At 64.3% G+C, this 18,245-nt stretch carries 14 protein-coding genes; all 14 read left to right on the top strand.

What is annotated here, in order from left to right; all coding sequences use genetic code 11:
- Positions 1–41: 41 nt before the first annotated feature.
- The 14 genes from KY465_RS01390 to lpxC all read left to right on the top strand — a co-directional run bounded on the left by KY465_RS01390 (position 42) and on the right by lpxC (position 18,082).
- Positions 42–1,538 (top strand): UDP-N-acetylmuramoyl-L-alanyl-D-glutamate--2,6-diaminopimelate ligase, encoded by a 1,497-nt coding sequence (locus KY465_RS01390; RefSeq protein WP_219157676.1) that lies wholly within the window; start codon positions 42–44, stop codon positions 1,536–1,538.
- Entirely contained in the window at positions 1,535–2,965 is a 1,431-nt protein-coding gene (locus KY465_RS01385) for a UDP-N-acetylmuramoylalanyl-D-glutamyl-2,6-diaminopimelate--D-alanyl-D-alanine ligase (RefSeq protein WP_219157674.1), read from the top strand. Before KY465_RS01390 ends, KY465_RS01385 begins: the two co-directional genes overlap by 4 nt.
- Positions 2,962–4,407, top strand: a complete 1,446-nt coding sequence (murD, locus tag KY465_RS01380; protein ID WP_219157672.1) for a UDP-N-acetylmuramoyl-L-alanine--D-glutamate ligase — start codon at positions 2,962–2,964, stop codon at positions 4,405–4,407. Before KY465_RS01385 ends, murD begins: the two co-directional genes overlap by 4 nt.
- Entirely contained in the window at positions 4,407–5,582 is a 1,176-nt protein-coding gene (ftsW, locus tag KY465_RS01375) for a putative lipid II flippase FtsW (RefSeq protein ID WP_219157670.1), read from the top strand. Before murD ends, ftsW begins: the two co-directional genes overlap by 1 nt.
- A 10-nt stretch (positions 5,583–5,592) precedes the next feature.
- Positions 5,593–6,714: an undecaprenyldiphospho-muramoylpentapeptide beta-N-acetylglucosaminyltransferase gene (gene murG, locus KY465_RS01370; protein WP_219200716.1), complete on the top strand. Its 1,122-nt coding sequence runs from the start codon at positions 5,593–5,595 to the stop codon at positions 6,712–6,714.
- Positions 6,711–8,126 (top strand): UDP-N-acetylmuramate--L-alanine ligase, encoded by a 1,416-nt coding sequence (gene murC / locus KY465_RS01365; RefSeq protein ID WP_219157668.1) that lies wholly within the window; start codon positions 6,711–6,713, stop codon positions 8,124–8,126. The genes murG and murC overlap by 4 nt, the downstream gene beginning before the upstream one ends.
- A gap of 11 nt (positions 8,127–8,137) precedes the next feature.
- Positions 8,138–9,100, top strand: coding sequence for a UDP-N-acetylmuramate dehydrogenase (murB, locus tag KY465_RS01360; protein WP_428982934.1), 963 nt, complete (start codon positions 8,138–8,140; stop codon positions 9,098–9,100).
- 217 nt (positions 9,101–9,317) lie between these two features.
- Positions 9,318–10,148, top strand: coding sequence for a GGDEF domain-containing protein (locus KY465_RS01355; protein ID WP_219157666.1), 831 nt, complete (start codon positions 9,318–9,320; stop codon positions 10,146–10,148).
- A gap of 317 nt (positions 10,149–10,465) precedes the next feature.
- Positions 10,466–11,512: a hypothetical protein gene (locus tag KY465_RS01350; protein WP_219157664.1), complete on the top strand. Its 1,047-nt coding sequence runs from the start codon at positions 10,466–10,468 to the stop codon at positions 11,510–11,512.
- A gap of 196 nt (positions 11,513–11,708) precedes the next feature.
- Positions 11,709–12,638 carry a D-alanine--D-alanine ligase gene (locus KY465_RS01345; RefSeq protein WP_219157662.1) on the top strand — a complete coding sequence of 310 codons (930 nt, stop codon included), beginning with the start codon at positions 11,709–11,711 and terminating at the stop codon, positions 12,636–12,638.
- Positions 12,635–13,546 carry a cell division protein FtsQ/DivIB gene (locus tag KY465_RS01340; protein WP_219200712.1) on the top strand — a complete coding sequence of 304 codons (912 nt, stop codon included), beginning with the start codon at positions 12,635–12,637 and terminating at the stop codon, positions 13,544–13,546. The genes KY465_RS01345 and KY465_RS01340 overlap by 4 nt, the downstream gene beginning before the upstream one ends.
- Positions 13,543–14,868: a cell division protein FtsA gene (gene ftsA / locus KY465_RS01335; RefSeq protein ID WP_219157660.1), complete on the top strand. Its 1,326-nt coding sequence runs from the start codon at positions 13,543–13,545 to the stop codon at positions 14,866–14,868. Before KY465_RS01340 ends, ftsA begins: the two co-directional genes overlap by 4 nt.
- Before the next feature lie 56 nt (positions 14,869–14,924).
- A complete protein-coding gene (ftsZ, locus tag KY465_RS01330) occupies positions 14,925–16,808 on the top strand; it encodes a cell division protein FtsZ (RefSeq protein ID WP_219200711.1) in 1,884 nt (627 codons plus the stop codon).
- Positions 16,809–17,128: 320 nt separating this feature from the next.
- Positions 17,129–18,082 carry a UDP-3-O-acyl-N-acetylglucosamine deacetylase gene (gene lpxC, locus KY465_RS01325; RefSeq protein ID WP_219200709.1) on the top strand — a complete coding sequence of 318 codons (954 nt, stop codon included), beginning with the start codon at positions 17,129–17,131 and terminating at the stop codon, positions 18,080–18,082.
- The last annotated feature ends 163 nt before the right edge of the window (positions 18,083–18,245 follow it).

Raw genomic sequence — 18,245 nt, 5'->3', positions numbered from 1 at the left:
GGCTATCGACGCGTTTTTCTCATCGGCGGGACAGAAACTGTATGAAACTGAGCGAATTGCTCCGAGCGCTGCCAGAAGGCGCCTTGACGATCCCTCCGGCGGACGGTGCCGAACTGTCCTTTTCCGGCCTGTGCGCCGACAGCCGTACCGTGCAGCCGGGCGACTTGTTCTTTGCGCTCCCCGGGACGAAGGTCGATGGCGGACGCTATGTCGCCGAGGCGGCGCTGAAGGGTGCGGTGGCCGTGGTCGCGTCCTCCGACGCTGAACTGTTCGACAGCGGCCTGCCGATCATCCTGGCCGATGATCCACGGCAGGTTCTGGCGCGGGCGGCGGCGGCATTTTTCGGGCTGCAGCCCCGGGTCATCGGCGCGGTCACCGGCACGGCCGGCAAGACCTCGGTGGCGTCCTTTCTTCGGCAGATCTGGGCGCATGCGGGCGAGGCGGCGGCGATGATTGGCACCACGGGCGTGATCGCGCCCGGCCGGCGCGACTACGGCGCCCTGACGACGCCGGATCCGGTGGCCCTGCAGCGTCTTCTGGCCGAGCTTGCCAGCGCCGGCGTCAGCCATGCAGCCATGGAGGCGTCGAGCCACGGGCTGGTGCAGCGACGGCTCGACGGTGTGGCGCTTGCCGTGGCGGGCTTTACAAATCTGGGCCGCGATCATCTCGATTATCACACCGACATGGACGATTATTTTGCCGCCAAGATGCGCCTGTTCGACACCTTGCTGCCGCGCGGTGAGCCGGCGGTGATCTTTGCCGACGATGCATGGTCGGAACGCGCCGTCACCGCTGCCGAGCGGGCGGGTGCGCAGGTGCTGAGTGTCGGTCGCAAAGGCGGCTTTCTCGCCCTGAAACGGGTCGAACACCGGCGCCACGCGCAGGTGGGTGAAATTCATCATGATGGACGCATCTTCGAGGTGCATCTGCCGCTGGCCGGCGATTTCCAGTTTGCCAACGCGCTGGTCGCGGCGGGCATGGCGATGGGGTCCGGCGTGTCGGTGGATACAGCGCTGGAGGCGCTTGAATCCTTGGAAGGCGCCTCGGGCCGGCTCGATCTGGTCGGCGCGACGCCGGAGGGCGCACCCTGCTATGTCGATTACGCGCACAAGCCGGAGGCGCTCGAAAACGTCCTTTCTGCCGTGCGGCCCTTCACAACCGGACGCGTTGTCGTGGTGTTCGGCTGCGGCGGTGATCGGGACCGCGGCAAGCGGCCCATCATGGGCGAAATCGCGTCCCGTCTTGCCGATGTGACGATCGTCACGGACGATAATCCCCGGTCGGAAACACCTTCGGCGATCCGCGCGGAGATCCTTGCGGCGGCCAGCGGCGCACGCGAGATCGGCGATCGCGGTGAGGCGATCCGCGCGGCGGTGGCGATGCTGGCGCATGGCGATACGCTGATCGTCGCCGGCAAGGGACACGAGGAAGGGCAGACTGTCGGGGCGACGGTGCATCCGTTTTCCGATCATGCCGAGATCCGCAAGGCGCTGGCCGCATTGCCGGGGGCTGCGGAAGATGGCGGGGGCCAGGCATGAGCCGGCTGTGGACAGCGGAGGCGATGGTGGCGGCGATGAACGGCCGCCCGGTCGGGAACCTGCCGGACGGCGTCGACGGCATCTCGATCGACACGCGCACCCTGCAGAAGGGCGATGCGTTCTTCGCCATCAAGGGCGATCGCTTCGACGGCCACGATTTTGCCAGCGCCGCCATGGCGGCCGGCGTCGGGCTGATGGTGGTCTCGGAAGCGCGGCTGCCGGCGCTCGGCCGGCTGAATGTGCCGATGATCGTCGTTGACGACGTGCTGGCAGCGCTCGGGGCCCTTGGGGCGGCGGCGCGCGCCCGCTCGTCGGCGCAGGTGATCGCGGTGACCGGTTCGGTAGGCAAGACGACCAGCAAGGAGATGCTGCGGCATGTTCTGACCCCGTGCGGCAAGGTGCATGCGGCGCGGGCCTCCTTCAACAATCACTGGGGCGTGCCGCTGACCTTGGCGCGGATGCCGGAAGATGCCGATTTCGGCGTCTTCGAGATCGGCATGAACCATCCAGGCGAGATCCGTCCGCTGGTCAAGCTGGTGCGTCCGCACATCGCCATCATCACCACGGTGGCCGGTGCGCATCTCGGCAACTTCAAGGGATTGTCGGAGATTGCCGCGGCAAAGGCGGAGATCATGGAAGGCCTTGCCGACGGCGGCACGGTGCTTCTCAACCGCGACAACGAGAAATTCTCGCAGCTGCGCAAGCGCGCCAGTGAGCTTGGCGTGCCGCAGGTGCGCAGTTTCGGTGCGCACAAGCAGGCCAGCATCCGGCTGATGGCGTGCGAGATCGGGCCGGAGCATTCGGACACCACCGTGCGGCTGAATGCGCGCGACCTGACGCTGCGGGTCGGGGCGCCGGGCCGGCATGTGGTTGACAATGCACTGGCCGTGCTCGGCGCTGCCGCCTTTGCCGGGGCCGACGTGGACACGGTCGCAGCGGCGTTCGCCGATTTTGCGCCGGACAAGGGCCGCGGCGCCCGTCATCACCTGGCGATCGGCGAAGGCAGCGTGACGCTGATCGACGAAAGCTACAACGCCAACCCGGCTTCGATGCGCGCCGCCCTGGCGCTGCTGGCCGACGCGCCGGTCGAGGCGGGCGGGCGGCGCATCGCCGTGCTCGGCGACATGCTGGAAATGGGGCGCTATGCCGAGAAGGTGCATGCGGATCTCGCCGACGCGGTGATCGAGGCAAAGGCCGATCTCGTCGGTCTGGCCGGACCCGAGATGAAGCATCTGGAAGCGGCGCTCGGCGAGCGCGTGCCGGTGGTCTGGCGCGAGACGGCCGATGAGTTGGCGGCATGGCTGCAGGAGACGCTCGAAGCCGGCGACGTCGTGGTGGTCAAATCGTCGCTCGGGCTGGGGTTTGGCCGCATCGTCGCGGCCCTGTGCGGGGCCTATCCGGTGCTCAAGCCGGAGTGTTCGGGGTGATCGCGGCGCGGACATTCAAGGGGCGGCGCGTGGCGCTGTTCGGCCTTGGCGGATCGGGGCTCGCAACGGCGCTGGCGCTGCAAGCCGGCGGCGCGGTTCTGTCGACCTGGGATGACAATCCCGAGCAGGTGGCGCGGGCGAAGGCGCACGGTATCGCCACTGACGATCTGCATGATCTCGACTGGGCACTGGTCGACAGCCTGGTGTTGTCGCCGGGCGTGCCGCTGACGCACCCCAAGCCGCATTGGACGGTCGGTCTGGCGCAGGCCAACTCCGTCGAGATTATTGGCGATGTCGAAATCTTCGTGCGGGAACGCCGGGCCTTCGCACCCGGCAGCCCGTTCATCGCCGTGACGGGCACCAACGGCAAATCGACGACAACGGCGCTGATCGCACACATCCTTGCCGCCAGTGGTCGTGACACGCAGATGGGCGGCAATATCGGCACGCCGGTGCTGGCGCTCGAAGAGCCGGGGGCGGAGCGCTTTCACGTTGTTGAATGTTCATCCTACCAGATCGAACTGGCCCCGTCGCTTGATCCGACGGCCGGCATTCTGCTCAACCTGACGCCGGATCATCTCGACCGGCACGGCACGATGCAGCGCTATGCGGCTATCAAGGAACAATTGGTGGCGCGCAGCGACATCGCGATTGTCGGCGTTGACGACGCGTATTGCAGCGCGATCGCGGCACGCCTCGATGATGCCGGCCATGCGGTGATCCGGCTGGCAACGACACACACAGCCGCAGCGCTCAGCGACGGGCTGGTGGCCCGGGACGGCACGGTCATGCGGGTCGAAGCGGGGCGGCAATTGCCCGTTGCCGATCTGTCGCAAAGTACGACGCTGCGCGGGCGTCACAATGGCCAGAATGCCGCGGCGGCGATTGCCGCCTGCCAGGCGGTCGGACTTTCGGATGACGAGATCGGCGGCGGGCTTGAGAGTTTTCCAGGCCTCAAGCACCGGATGCAGCCGGTGGCGCGGCGCGGCGCCGTCCTGTTCGTCAACGATTCCAAGGCCACCAATGCGGAAGCGGCGGCGCCTGCCTTGTCGAGCTATGAGCAGATCTACTGGATCGCCGGCGGTCTGGCCAAAGATGGCGGCATTGCCGCGCTCGAGCCGCTGTTTCCGCGGCTGGCCAAGGCCTATCTGATTGGTGAGGCCGCCTCCGCATTTGCCAGCATCATCGGCGCGCACGCGCCCTTCGAGATCTCCGGAACGATCGAGCAGGCGGTGGCGCAGGCGGCGCAGGATGCCGATGCGGCAGCGCAGGATGCGGGCGGCAACGCCGACGCAAGCCCGGTGGTGTTACTGTCACCGGCCTGTGCCAGTTTCGACCAGTTCCGCAATTTCGAGGTGCGGGGCGACGCTTTCGTCAGGCAAATCGCTCAGATCGAAGGCATCGAAATGCTTGTCGATCACGTTGATGAAGGGAAAAGCTGATGGTGACGCGTGCCGAACGGGGGCCGGTTGCGGACTGGTTCTGGACCATCGACCGGCTGTTCCTCGCGGTCTTCACCCTGCTGATCGGGCTGGGGTTCATGCTGTCCTTTGCCGCCAGTCCGCCGGTAGCGGAGCGGCTCGGCCTCGACAGTTTTCATTTCGTCAAGCGCCATGCCGTCTTTCTCGTGCCGACGCTGGTGACCATGCTGGGCGTGTCGTTCCTGTCGCCGCGCCAGGTGCGGCGCGCCGCCTTGCTGATCCTCGGCATTTCCATCGCGGCGATGATCGCGGCGCTGTTTTTCGGTGTCGAAGTGAAAGGCTCGCGACGCTGGATCTCGGTTGCCGGCGTGTCGCTGCAGCCCTCGGAATTCATGAAGCCGGCCTTCGTGATCATCTGTGCCTGGCTGTTTTCCGAGCATTCCCGGCATCCGGAGATTCCGGGCAATCTGTTCGCGATCATCCTGTTCATCATTGTCGCGGCCCTTCTGGTAGCGCAACCGGATCTGGGCCAGACAATGCTGACAGCGGCAATCTGGGGCGGCATGTTCTTCATGGCGGGCATGAGCTGGTTCTGGATCATGCTGCTTGGCGCGGTGGCGATCACCGGATTCATCTCCGCCTATTTCGTCTTTCCGCATGTGGCCGATCGCATCAACGGCTTCCTGCAAAAGGGGGGCGACACGTTTCAGGTCGACACGGCGCGCGAGGCGATCATTCGCGGCGACTGGCTTGGGCGCGGTCCGGGGGAGGGCACGATCAAGCGCATCCTGCCCGACAGCCATACGGATTTCGTGTTTTCCGTGGCGGCCGAGGAATTCGGCATTTTATTCTGCATGGTGCTGACCGTACTGTTTGCCTTCATCGTCATTCGCGGACTGAGCAAGGCCGGGGCGCTGCAGGATGATTTCAGCCGCCTGGCGGTATCGGGGCTGGCGCTGCTGATCGGCTTTCAGTCCTTCATCAATATCGGTGTCAACCTGCAGCTTTTGCCCGCCAAGGGCATGACGCTGCCGATGATTTCCTATGGTGGGTCCTCGATGATCGCCGTGGCGCTGACGGCGGGCTTTCTGCTGGCACTGACCCGGCACAGCCCGGAACACCGGCTGCGGCGCGGAGGGCGCCGGCGTGCGCTGCCGGCGAGCGGCGTTCCTGCCGCAGGTCAGGCGCATGGCTGAGCGGTCCGGCGTGGGCCGGGGGCCGATATTGCTGGCGGCTGGCGGCACGGGCGGACATCTGTTTCCGGCGGAGGCGCTGGCGGGCGAACTGGCGGCACGCGGGCATCGGGTTGAACTGGTCACCGACATGCGGGCCGAGAAATTCGCCGGTGATTTTCCCGCCGAACGCATCCATCTGGTGCCCTCGGCAACATTTGGCGGCAAGTCGCCGCTGCGCCTTTTGAAAACCGGATCGACGCTCGCGCACGGTTTTTTCAAGGCCTGGTCCCTGATGCGCGCGGTGCAGCCGAAAATCGTCGTCGGCTTCGGCGGTTATCCCACCGTGCCGCCGCTCATGGCGGCGGCACTGTCAGGGCAGCGCACGATCATTCACGAGCAGAACGGCGTCATGGGCCGCGCCAACCGGGCGCTGGCGGGACGCGTTGATGCCATCGCCGGCGGCTTTCTCAAGGCGAGGGGTCGGCATGCCGAGAAAATCGTCGAGGTGGGCAATCCGGCGCGCCCTGCCGTTCTGGCGCGGGCCGGAACTCCCTATGAGCGTCCCCAGGAGGGCGGGCCCCTGCGGCTCCTGGTGTTTGGCGGCAGCCAGGGCGCACAGTTCTTTTCCGCCGCGGTGCCGGAGGCGATCGCGCAATTGCCCGCAGCCCTGCAGCAGCGGCTGGTCGTGACGCAGCAGGCGCGCGGCGAAGATGAGGAGCGGCTGACGGCGCGCTATGCGCAGATGAGTGTGCAAGCCGATGTGGCTCGGTTCTTCGATGATCTGCCGGCGCATCTCGCCAATGCACATCTCGTGCTGTCGCGCTCGGGCGCTTCGACGGTCAACGAATTGGCGATCATCGGCCGGCCGGCGATCCTGGTGCCCTTGCCGCATGCGCTCGATGATGATCAGGGGCACAATGCGCAATTGCTGGTGGAGGCCGATGCGGCGCTGATGCGCCGGCAGCCCGCGATCACCCGCGATACTCTGGCGGCGGACCTGACGGCCCTTCTGTCCGACCCGGAACGGCTCTACAGCATGGCGGCGAACGCGCATGGCGTGGCGCGGGTCGACGCGACGCGGTTGCTTGCCGATCTGGTTGAGGCTATTGCAGCCGGCAAATCAGTTGCGGCAGCCAGGAGCGAACAGACATGAAGATGCCACAGGATATCGGGCTGGTGCATTTTATCGGCATCGGCGGCATCGGCATGAGCGGCATCGCGGAAGTGCTGCATACGCTCGGCTACCGGGTGCAGGGATCCGATCAGGCGGAAAGCGCCAATGTGCAGCGGCTGCGCAAGAAGGGCATCACCGTGCATGTCGGCCATGCGGCGGACAATCTCGGCGACGCGCGGGTGGTGGTGGTCTCGACAGCGATCCGCAAGTCAAACCCGGAACTGGTGGCGGCGCGTGAACGGGTGCTGCCGATCGTGCGGCGTGCGGAGATGCTTGCCGAGTTGATGCGCTTTCGCAATGCCATCGCCATCGGCGGCACGCACGGCAAGACGACAACCACCTCGATGGTGGCGGCGCTGCTCGATGCCGGCGGGCTGGATCCGACGGTGATCAATGGCGGCATCATCAACGCCTATGGCACCAATGCGCGCATGGGCGGCGGCGACTGGATGGTGGTCGAAGCCGACGAAAGCGACGGCACATTCCTGAAGCTGCCGGCGGAGATCGCCGTGGTGACCAATATCGACCCGGAGCATCTCGATCATTACGGGGATTTCGACGCGGTGCGGGCGGCTTTCGCGCAATTCGTCGAGAACGTGCCCTTTTATGGTCTGGGCGTAATGTGCATCGACCATCCGGAGGTGCAGGCGCTGGTCGGCCGCATCGAGGACCGCCGGGTCGTCACCTATGGCGCCAACCCGCAATCGGACGTGCATTTTTTCAATCATCGCATGGATGGAGGCGTGTCGCTGTTCGATGTCGACATCCGCGATCGCAAGAATGGGGAAACGCAGGAGCTGCGGGATCTGCGCCTGCCGATGCCGGGCCGGCACAATGTCTCGAATGCCACGGCGGCGATTGCGGTGGCGCATGAGTTGGGCATGAGCGCTGCCGATATTGCGCGTGGCATCACGCAGTTCTCGGGGGTCAAGCGCCGCTTTACGCTGACCGGCGAATGGAACGGCGTGGCGATCTACGACGATTACGGACACCACCCGGTGGAAATCAGGGCTGTTTTGCGGGCGGCGCGCGACGCCTGTTCCGGACGGGTGATCGCCGTCATGCAGCCGCATCGCTACAGCCGTCTTCAGAGCCTGTTCGATGATTTCGCAGCCTGTTTCAACGATGCGGATACCGTCGTGTTGACGCCCGTCTACGAGGCGGGCGAGGAGCCGATCGCGGGTGCAGATTCGGCAGCTTTGTTGTCGCGGCTGCGCGCCGGCGGACATCGCGATGCGCGTCTGGTCGACGGCGCCCCGGCGCTGGCGCCGCTGCTGCGCGAGCTGGCGCGCCCGGATGATCTGATCATCTGCCTGGGGGCCGGCAGCATCACGCAGTGGGCCGGTGCCTTGCCGGCAGAACTGAAAGCGCTCGATGAGGCGCAGTCGTGAGCGGCGTGAGCATCGACGGCGAACGCTTGCTTGCGGATCTCGGGATACCAACAGATGCGATCCGCGGACGGCTGACGCCGAACGCCGACATGTCGAAAATCACCTGGTTTCGCACCGGAGGACCGGCAGAATTGCTGTTTCAGCCGGCTGACGAGGAGGACCTTGCGGCCTTTCTCGCCTTGCTGCCCGAGGAGGTGCCGCTGCTGCCGGTCGGCATCGGCTCGAATCTTCTGGTGCGCGATGGCGGCATCCCCGGGGTCGTCGTGCGGCCTTCGGTGAAGGGGTTCGGGCAGACAAGGCGTCTGTCGGAAACGCGCCTGGAGGCCGGTTCGGTGTGCCCCGACAAGCGGCTGGCGGCGCTGGCGCTCGACAGCGGACTAGGCGGCTTTGCCTTCTATCACGGCATTCCAGGTGCCATTGGGGGTGCTTTGCGGATGAATGCGGGCGCCAACGGGACCGAAACCTGCGAACGGGTCGTCGAGGTGCATGCGCTTGATCGCAAGGGCCGGCGCCATGTCCTGAGCAATGCCGAGATGGGCTATGCCTATCGGCATTCAGATGCGCCCCAGGACCTGATCTTCACGCGCGCCGTCTTTGAAGGCATGCCGCAGGACAAGCCGGCGATCGAGGCTGAAATGGCGGCGGTTCAGGAACATCGCGAGACGGTGCAGCCGATTCGCGAGAAGACCGGCGGGTCGACATTCAAGAACCCCGAGGGATCGTCCGCCTGGAAGGAAATCGACAAGGCCGGCTGTCGTGGCCTGACGGAGGGCGGCGCGCAGATGTCGCCGATGCATTGCAATTTCATGATCAACACCGGCGCGGCAACCGGGTATGATCTCGAACGGCTCGGCGAAACGGTGCGGGCGCGTGTTCTCGAGGCCTCAGGCCTTCGGTTGCACTGGGAGATCAAGCGCATCGGCATCTTTGCCGAGAATCGGACGGTAGCGCCCTTCCTGCAGGACGAGACCTGAGGTCAGGCGCCACCGATCTGGCGGGAACGCCCTTGCCCTATCGACCGCGATCACTGGCTTGATCAAGCTCCATTGTGCCTCTTTTTACGGGGGGCTGGAAAGAAATTGTAAAGGAGGTTGGGCGATTATCCGCGGCCTGTGCCGACCAGCCGCCATTTTCCCAAGATTTTGTTAATCCGCCATCCTTACTCTGTCGCGCGTGGTTGAGGAGCAAAGTATGGTTGGTCCCACGCGCGACTGGATCGTGCGGCAGTTATCGCTCGGTGAGTTTTCGACTGTCTGCGAGGTATGGCGCAAGTCCGCCGGCATGGCCTTGAAGATCGCCATGGTCGCGTTTGTTCTCAGTGTTCTTGCGCATGTTGGCCTGGCTGCAGTCGGGCTGTTGCCCTTTGCGCTGAAGGACGGGCTGCTGGTGAACACCATCGTCGCCCCGCCGATCGGCTTCTTCGTTGCCTTGTTCGCCTATGCGGTCGTCGGTCTGGCTATTTTTGATCTTGGCGTGTCGCGCGAGGAATTGCAGCGCATCAGCAGCACCGACGTGCTCTCGGGACTGGCCAACCGGCGGGCGTTTCAGGATGCCTACACCGATCGGCTGGAGGACCGGGTGATGATCCTGTTCGATATCGACCGGTTCAAAGATATCAACGACACCTATGGCCACGCGGCCGGCGATATGGTGATCGCGCGTGTCGGCGCAGCATTGCGGAAGATCTTCGACAGCGATTGCCTGGTTGCGCGGATCGGCGGCGAGGAATACGGGGTGCTGTGCTGGAAGCGCAGTATCGAGGAGGTACATGCGCTTGCCGAAACCGCCCGCCGAGCCGTCGCGGAACTGAAATTTTCGGTCTCCGGACAGGCATTCACGGCGACGGTATCCGGCGGCCTGGCAGCCGCTCCGGCAGACCTGTCATTCGGCGCGGCGTTCTCGCTGGCCGACAAGGCGCTCTACGCCGCCAAGGCCGAGGGCCGGAATTGTTTTGCCGGGGGCGAAGCGCGGGCGGCGGCCCACAACGCGGCAACCTCAAGCGCAGCGCAACTGCGCGCTTAGTGCCATCATTCCCGCCTTGCACCGGCGTCCAGGCTGGCCCGGCTTGCACTCGACCTGCCGCAGTGCTTATCAAACCAATTGATGCCGGTTTCACGCCTGCTTCCGGGTCAAAACATGTCGGTGTGTCCGCACCGCAGCATACAGGGACGTTTTCCCGTGTTACTAAAGGAATGGGCGTATACTCGTTTTTTCCGGGGTATTATTGTATAATATCATGATATTATAAATATATAATTTTCGAAAATTGGTTTAATAGACGCGTTATTTTCAGTTATTGTCTCGTCGATTTGTATCAAGCATTGAAGGATCTTGCGGTTTTGGGGAACCCTTTACTGGAACGAAAAGGTGAAATCGAGCAGTTCATCGCGCGTATTTCGACGATGATGAATGATCAGCAGCTCGACAGGGAATGTCACGAATTCCTGCATAGCTTCCCGCCTCAATATGGGTTGGAACTGGCGACAATCATCGCTTGGAAAAATCCGTTCTTCATGCCGCGCGTTCCGGCGCCGCAAGCCACTCAGCTTACGCTCAGCACCGACCAGTTTTCCGAGCTCGTGCTGCGGGCGCGGTTGACAGCACATCAGTCCGACGAATTGTACGTGCTCGTAGCCTGCGCGCCAAAATCGGCCTCGACGTTCTTACAAAGCAAGTTGAGAGAGGCGACCGATCTGCGCGCTGCAATGATTTTCGCCTTCGGCGCCAATCCGTCCGCCCTCGGCGCAAATATTCGCGAGCAGGAGATTGACGAACTGGCATTGCTGCGCGCCACGCTTCAGGCGAAGGGTTTTGTCGCCCAGCATCACCTTCGGGCTTCTCCCTTCACGATGCGTCTGCTCAGCCTCTACAAGCTGCGGCCGATCGTGACCCACCGCAATATCTTCGATACGCTGATCTCGCTGGATGACATGCTGATTCATTGGCGCGCGGACGACCCCGAGAATTCTGGCCATTTCTTCAATGACGCCATGCCGGCCAATTATTCCCGCATGCCGCGCGAGGACCGGCTGACTTTGCTGGCGCACCGGTGGTCCATGTGGCTGCTGCAGTTCTATGTCAGTTGGAAAAAATGCGAGGACATGGGCCTCGTCAGTCCACTCTGGGTGTCCTACGAAGAGGATATTCTCGGTGACAAACGGCAGTTGGCGGGCCGGATCGCTGCCTATCTCGGGCGTGACAAGATTGATGTGGTGCGACTGAAAAAAGCGCTCGAGAACACCTCGGACGCGGCATCGCTGCGGTTGAACAAGGGCGTGGCCGGGCGCGGCGAAGAGCTGCCGGAGGCGGCGCGGCAGGTGGTCCTGTCCGCTGCCCGGCTGTATGCCGGTGACATGGATCTCAGCCCGCTGGTCGGGGAAATCTGAGCCAGCTTCCCGCGTTCTGGAGGGATAGGCGCCGCCGTTCTTGCCGTGGCGCCGGTCTTGCCAGCGAATCAACTCTCTGATTCTTTCATCCGGACTTGATGGCGCTGTTGATTCGCGCCTGCATACCCGTCGGCGCGGCCGGACGTGGTCACTGCCGGACGACCAATCTGGGCGGGAGCGAAGGGGACCTCATTCCATGACAGATAAAAAGCATGTGGCCGTTCTGATGGGCGGATTTTCGTCGGAGCGGCCGGTCAGCCTGGCTTCAGGTGAAGCCTGCGCGGCGGCGCTCGAACGGGCCGGCTATCAGGTGACCCGGGTTGATGTCGGGCGCGATATCTCGGAACGGCTCAGGGCGCTGGCGCCCGATGTCTGTTTCAACGCGCTGCATGGGCCGTTCGGCGAGGATGGCAGTATTCAGGGCGTCCTGGAATATCTCGAGATCCCCTACAGCCATTCCGGCGTCCTCGCCTCGGCGCTGGCGATGGACAAGAAGCTGTCGAAGATCGTCGCCAAGGTGCAGGGCATTCCGGTTGCCGAATCCAAGGTCATGAACCGGTTCGATCTGACGTCGGCGCATCCGATGCCGCCACCCTATGTCGTCAAGCCGGTGGCTGAAGGTTCAAGCTTTGGGATCGTCATCGTGCAGGCGGATCAACCGCATCCGCCACAGATCATCACCTCCGATGAATGGCGATATGGCGACCGCGTGATGGTCGAGCGCTATATCCATGGCCGCGAACTGACCTGCACGGTGATGGGCGACGTGGCGCTTGGCGTGACCGAGATCGTGCCGGTTGGCCACACCTTCTATGATTATGACGCAAAGTATGTCGAGGGCGGATCAAAACATGTCTGTCCGGCAGAAATTTCACCATTTGTTTACCAAAAGATACGAACACTTGCACTCAAGGCCCATCAAGCCATCGGGTGTCGCGGGGTGAGCCGGTCGGATTTCCGCTACGACGACCGTTTCTCCGAAAACGGGGAGCTTGTCTGGCTTGAAATCAATACCCAGCCTGGAATGACACCCACCTCGCTGGCGCCGGAAATGGCGGCGCAGGCGGGACACAGTTTCGAAGAGTTTGTCAGTTGGATGGTGGAGGACGCCACGTGTTGTCGATGAAGGGGACCAGCGAGCGCGAAGCGCGGAACCGCGGGCAGGATTTCCTGTCGCGGGCGCAGCTTGCGCTGCCGCGTTTCCTTCGCCGCCCGGCGCGCCTTGTCGCTGCGCTGGTTTCCGGCCGCACGGCGATGCCGCCCCACATCGGTACGGTGGCCGCTGTCCTGTTTTTCGGAGCCACCGGCCTTTACGGCATGCAGATCGGTGGCCATGCGCCATTTGTCGCCGAAACCCTGTCATCGACGGCCGGGTTCGCGTTGGAAGACGTGCACATTGCCGGCAATTCGGAAACCTCCGACATCACCGTGCTCGAGCAAATCGGCCTGAACGGGGCAACATCGGTGTTGTCGATCTCGGTCGAGGAAGCGCGTCAGCGGCTGATCGAATTGCCATGGGTGGTCGATGCACAGGTGACGAAAGTCTATCCCGATTCTCTTTCGGTCAAGCTGGTGGAGCGGGTGGCGGTGGCGATCTGGCAGCATGGCGAGACGCTGTCGCTGATCGATGCGCGGGGCGATGCGATCGTGCCGCTCAGCGGCTCGCGGCATGCCGGACTGCCGCTTTACGTCGGTCTCGGTGCCAATCGCCATGCCGACGAACTGGAAGCACGGCTGATTTTCCATCCGGAATTGAAGGGCCGGGTCAAGGCGGCCATTCGCGTTGCCGACCGGCGCTGGGACCTGCGTCTCGACAATGGCGTGACCATTCGCCTGCCCGAGCGCGACGTCGATGAGGCGTTTGCCCGCTTCGCCGATTTCGATGCCGGCCGGGGCGTCGCCGATCGGGATATCGCTGCGATCGATCTGCGGGTGGCCGATCGGGTCACGCTGCGGCTGACGGAAACGGCACTGGCACGGCGTCAGGACGCGCTTGAGGCGCGCGACAAGGCGATCAAGGCGGGGCAGATATGACCCTCTTTCGTTCCAGTTCCGGGGTGCCGCGGCTGAAGCCGCTGTCGGGCAAGCGCTCGAGCATCGTCACGGTGCTCGATATCGGCTCGTCGAAAGTGGTGTGCATGATCGGACGGCTGTCGCCGATCGCCAGCGTCGATGTTCTTGCCGGCCGCAGCCACAAGATCGAGATTCTCGGCATCGGTCACCAGAAATCCCGCGGGCTGAAAGCCGGCGTCATTGCCGACATGGAAGCAGTGGAAAATTCCGTCCGACTTGCGGTCGATGCCGCCGAACGGATGGCCGGGATGACCGCCGAATCGCTGATCATCAATGTGTCCGCCGGGCGGCTGCGCAGCGAGACGCATTCGGCCATCGTCACGCTTGGGGGGCACGAGGTCACCAGTTCCGATCTGCGCAAGGTGGTTTCGGCGGCGACCCGGCAGGCGGATCTCGATGAAAGGGCGGTGCTGCATTCGCTGCCGTCGGGCTACAGTCTCGACGGGGAACGCGGCGTGCGCGATCCGCTCGGCATGTATGGCGATCTGCTCGGTGTCGACATGCATGTGCTGACCGCCGAATCAGCGCCCTTGAAAAATCTCGAACTGGCGGTCAATCGCGCGCATCTCACGGTCGATGCGATGGTGGCGACGCCCTATGCCTCCGGTCTGGCGGCGCTGGTTGCGGATGAGGCGGAAATGGGATGCGCGGCCATCGACATGGGCGGCGGGACAACGACGATTTCGGTGTTTGCTGAGGGCAAGCTGGTGCATGCCGATGCCATCGCGCTCGGCGGTCAGCATGTGACGATGGACCTGGCGCGCGGCTTGTCGACGCGCTTTGACGATGCCGAACGGCTGAAGGTGGTGCACGGCTCGGCCGCGCCGCAGGCGGCCCAGGACAGCGAAGTGATCAGCGTGCCGCCGATCGGTGACGAGGATGACCAGCCCATGCAGGTGCCGCGCGGTCTGGTGGCGCGCATCGTGCGGGCGCGCATCGAGGAAACCCTGGAAATGATCCGCGAGCGGATACAGCAGTCGGGCTGCGCGCCGATTGTCGGCAAACGCATCGTGCTGACCGGTGGCGCCAGCCAGTTGACGGGTCTGCAGGAGACGGCCCGGCGGATCCTGGCGCGCAATGTGCGGGTCGGCCGGCCTTTGGGGGTCTCGGGCCTGCCGGCAGCGGCCAAGGGCCCGGCCTTTTCGACGGCCGTCGGACTGATGATCTACCCGCAGGTCGCGGGGCTTGAGACCCATGCGGCGGGCGAGGGCGGCCTGAGCCGCATGACCGGAACGGGCGGCCGGCTGGCGAATGTCGGACGGTGGCTGAAAGACAGTTTTTGAATTTTCGGAATTGGCCGGCAGGCGATGCGGCCATGAGCAAGGAAGGAACGGGTGACATGACCATCAATCTGCAGAAGCCGGACATCACCGAGCTGAAGCCGCGCATCACCGTATTCGGTGTCGGCGGCGGTGGCGGCAACGCCGTCAACAATATGATCACGGCGGGACTCCAGGGCGTCGATTTCGTCGTGGCGAACACCGACGCGCAGGCCCTGACCATGTCGAAAGCCGAACGGCTGATCCAGCTCGGCGCAAACGTCACCGAGGGTCTCGGAGCCGGTTCGCAACCGGAAGTCGGGCGGGCTGCCGCCGAGGAGTGCATCGATGAGATCGTCGATCATCTCAGTGGCACGCATATGTGCTTCGTCACCGCCGGCATGGGCGGCGGCACCGGTACGGGCGCCGCTCCCGTCGTCGCCGGCGCAGCCCGCGAAAAGGGTATCCTGACCGTCGGCGTCGTCACCAAGCCGTTCCATTTCGAGGGTCAGCGCCGCATGCGGCTGGCGGAATCGGGCATCGACGAATTGCAGAAGAATGTCGATACGCTGATTGTCATCCCGAACCAGAATCTGTTCCGCATCGCCAATGACAAGACGACCTTCGCCGACGCTTTCGCGATGGCTGACCAGGTCCTTTACTCGGGCGTGGCCTGCATCACCGACCTGATGGTCAAGGAAGGCCTGATCAACCTCGATTTCGCCGACGTGCGTTCGGTGATGCGCGAGATGGGCCGGGCGATGATGGGCACCGGCGAGGCCTCCGGCGAAAACCGGGCCATGGCCGCGGCGGAAGCGGCGATCGCCAATCCGCTGCTCGACGAAACGACGATGCGCGGCGCGCAGGGTCTGCTGATCTCGATCACCGGTGGTCGCGACATGACCCTGTTCGAGGTCGACGAGGCCGCGACCCGCATCCGCGAAGAGGTCGATACGGATGCCAACATCATCCTCGGTGCGACCTTCGACGAGGAACTGGAAGGACTGATCCGTGTCTCGGTGGTCGCCACCGGCATCGATCGCGAACTGGGCGCCGACAGCGGCGATGGACGCGATTACCGCGCTCCGGCGCCGCAGCGCCCGGCGCAGCGTCCTGCTGCACAGGCTCCGGCGCAAACGGCAAGCCCGGCGCCGGCTGCCCCGGCACCGGCTCCCGCACCGGCCCCGGCGCAGGCTTCAGCACCGGCGGCGGCTCCGGCCGCGCGTCCTGCCGCACCGACTGGCGAAGCGGGCGGCGATGCCATCGCGCAGACGATCCGCGCCGCGACCCGCGACATGGAGCGCGAGCTCGACATCGCCGAGGCTCCGGCAGCACCCGCTGCCGCGGCATCCGGCGACGATTTCCGGCCGCAGAGCCGTTTGTTTTCGGCGCCGCCCCAGGCCGCACAGGCACCGGCCCGGCAGCCGGCCGCACAAGCTGCCGCGCAAGCCGCGCCACAGCCTGTTGCGCAGCCGGCGGCACAGCAGGCGCAGCGTCCCAGCATGACTGCCGCTCCATTGGCGGCGAGCGCGCCGGCGGCCGCGGCAGCAATCGCGCCGCAGCCGGTCGAGCCGATGGCCGAGACCGTCTCTGAAGCCCAGTTGCGCCATCAGGCGGAAGCGGTGCGGATGCCGCAGGTCGAGGATTTCCCGCCGGTGGTGCAGGCCGAGATCGCCCAACGCCGCAATGTCGCAGCCGGCGAGCAGGACGAGCGTGGTCCGATGGGTCTCCTCAAGCGGCTGTCGGCATCGCTCGGCAAGCGCGAGGACGATGACGAGACGGCGGGCGAAGCCGCGATGCAGGCCGCTCCGGCCCGCCGGCAGCTGTCACCGGAAGCGAGCGTTTACGCCCCGCGTCGCGGTCAGCTCGACGACCAGGGCCGCACCGCTCCGGCGCCGGCGCGTGGCAATCTCGATGACGAGCACCTGGAGATTCCGGCGTTTCTTCGCCGCCAGGTCAAATAGGCGATTCGCGCGGCCCCGCGCCGCGCACGCCGATGCCTGTAACAAAAGACGACGGTGCGGCGAGGTCCGCGCCGTCGTCTTCAATTTAACTGCTTGTTAATGTTTCTAAAATTTTAACGATTCGCGTGATATGCTTCGTTACAAAACGAAAGAAAGCGTGATTTGGTTTGTTACAATGGTCGCCGTATGTTTCCCTTCGGCCTCAGGGGGTAAAGACGGGGCGGGGACTGGTTAGCGCGATTATAGTGGCGTGATGTCCTCGAATGTATCAGGGGTTCAGTCGAACCTGCGTGTTCGGCTACGGGAAAACGGTTGGCCTTATGGGTATGGATGTCAGCGGCTATCAGGCCACCATCTCGCGTTCAGTGTTTTTGTCGGGCGTGGGCGTTCATTCCGGGCAGAGTGTCACCATCACATTTCATCCCGCCGAAGCGGACAGCGGCATCGTCTTTAACCGGTATGACGGCAAGACCATGGTCGCCTCGGTTCGTGCCGTGTCGTCGCAGGTCGGCTCGACCGATCTCTGCACGCTGCTCGGCACCGCTCCGGATCGCTCCATCGCAACAGTCGAACACCTGATGGCAGCGCTTTATGCGCTCGGCATCGACAATATCGTCGTTGAGCTGGATTCCGGCGAAGTGCCGATCATGGACGGCTGCGCCGGCGCCTTTATCGAGGCCTTTGACGAGGCGGGTATCGAGATGCTGGAAGAGAAGCGCCGCTACATCCGGGTGGTCAAGCCGGTGCGCATGGAGATGGGTGGCTCCTGGGCCGAATTCACGCCGCACAACGGCACCCGCTTCGAGATCGATATTGAATTTGATACGCCGCTGATTGGCCGGCAGAGCTGGAAAGGCGAGATCAACGCCGAAAATTTCCGGCGCGAGCTGGCGCGGGCGCGCACCTTCGGCTTCATGCGCGACGTCGAGCGGCTCTGGGCCTCCGGGCATGCTCTCGGTTCGTCCCTGGAGAACTCCGTGGTGATCGGCGACGACCATACGGTGATCAACAGTGAGGGTCTGCGCTTCGAAGACGAGTTCGTGCGCCACAAGACGCTCGACGCGGTTGGCGATCTGGCACTTGCCGGTGCGCAGTTCATCGGATGCTACCGGAGCTATCGCGGTGGCCACAGACTCAATGCGATGGCGCTGCGGGCCTTACTGGCCGATGCGAGCGCCTATGAAGTCGTCGAACAGCCGGCACGCCGCGGCGGCAGCCGTTATGGCGAACTGGTCGCCGTCAGTGCCCCGGCCTTCGCGCCGTGGCTCGTCTGAGACCATCAGATCAGAATTTCGACCGCCTTTTCCCCACCCGACTTTCGCGGCCATTCACGCGCATTCTTGTCTCAGCCTGCCCGTCCCGGGCGTTCGCGGTTGCAATCCCGTTTAAAAAACCCCCTTCGCCATAAATTTGCGGCAAAGCGGCATCATGCGATTG

Origin of the sequence: Neohoeflea coraliihabitans, from assembly GCF_019334345.1 — a bacterium.
GTDB classification, from domain to species: domain Bacteria; phylum Pseudomonadota; class Alphaproteobacteria; order Rhizobiales; family Rhizobiaceae; genus Pseudohoeflea; species Pseudohoeflea coraliihabitans.
Note: the sequence above shows the minus strand (reverse complement) of the source record. Positions and strands in the feature narration are given on the sequence as shown.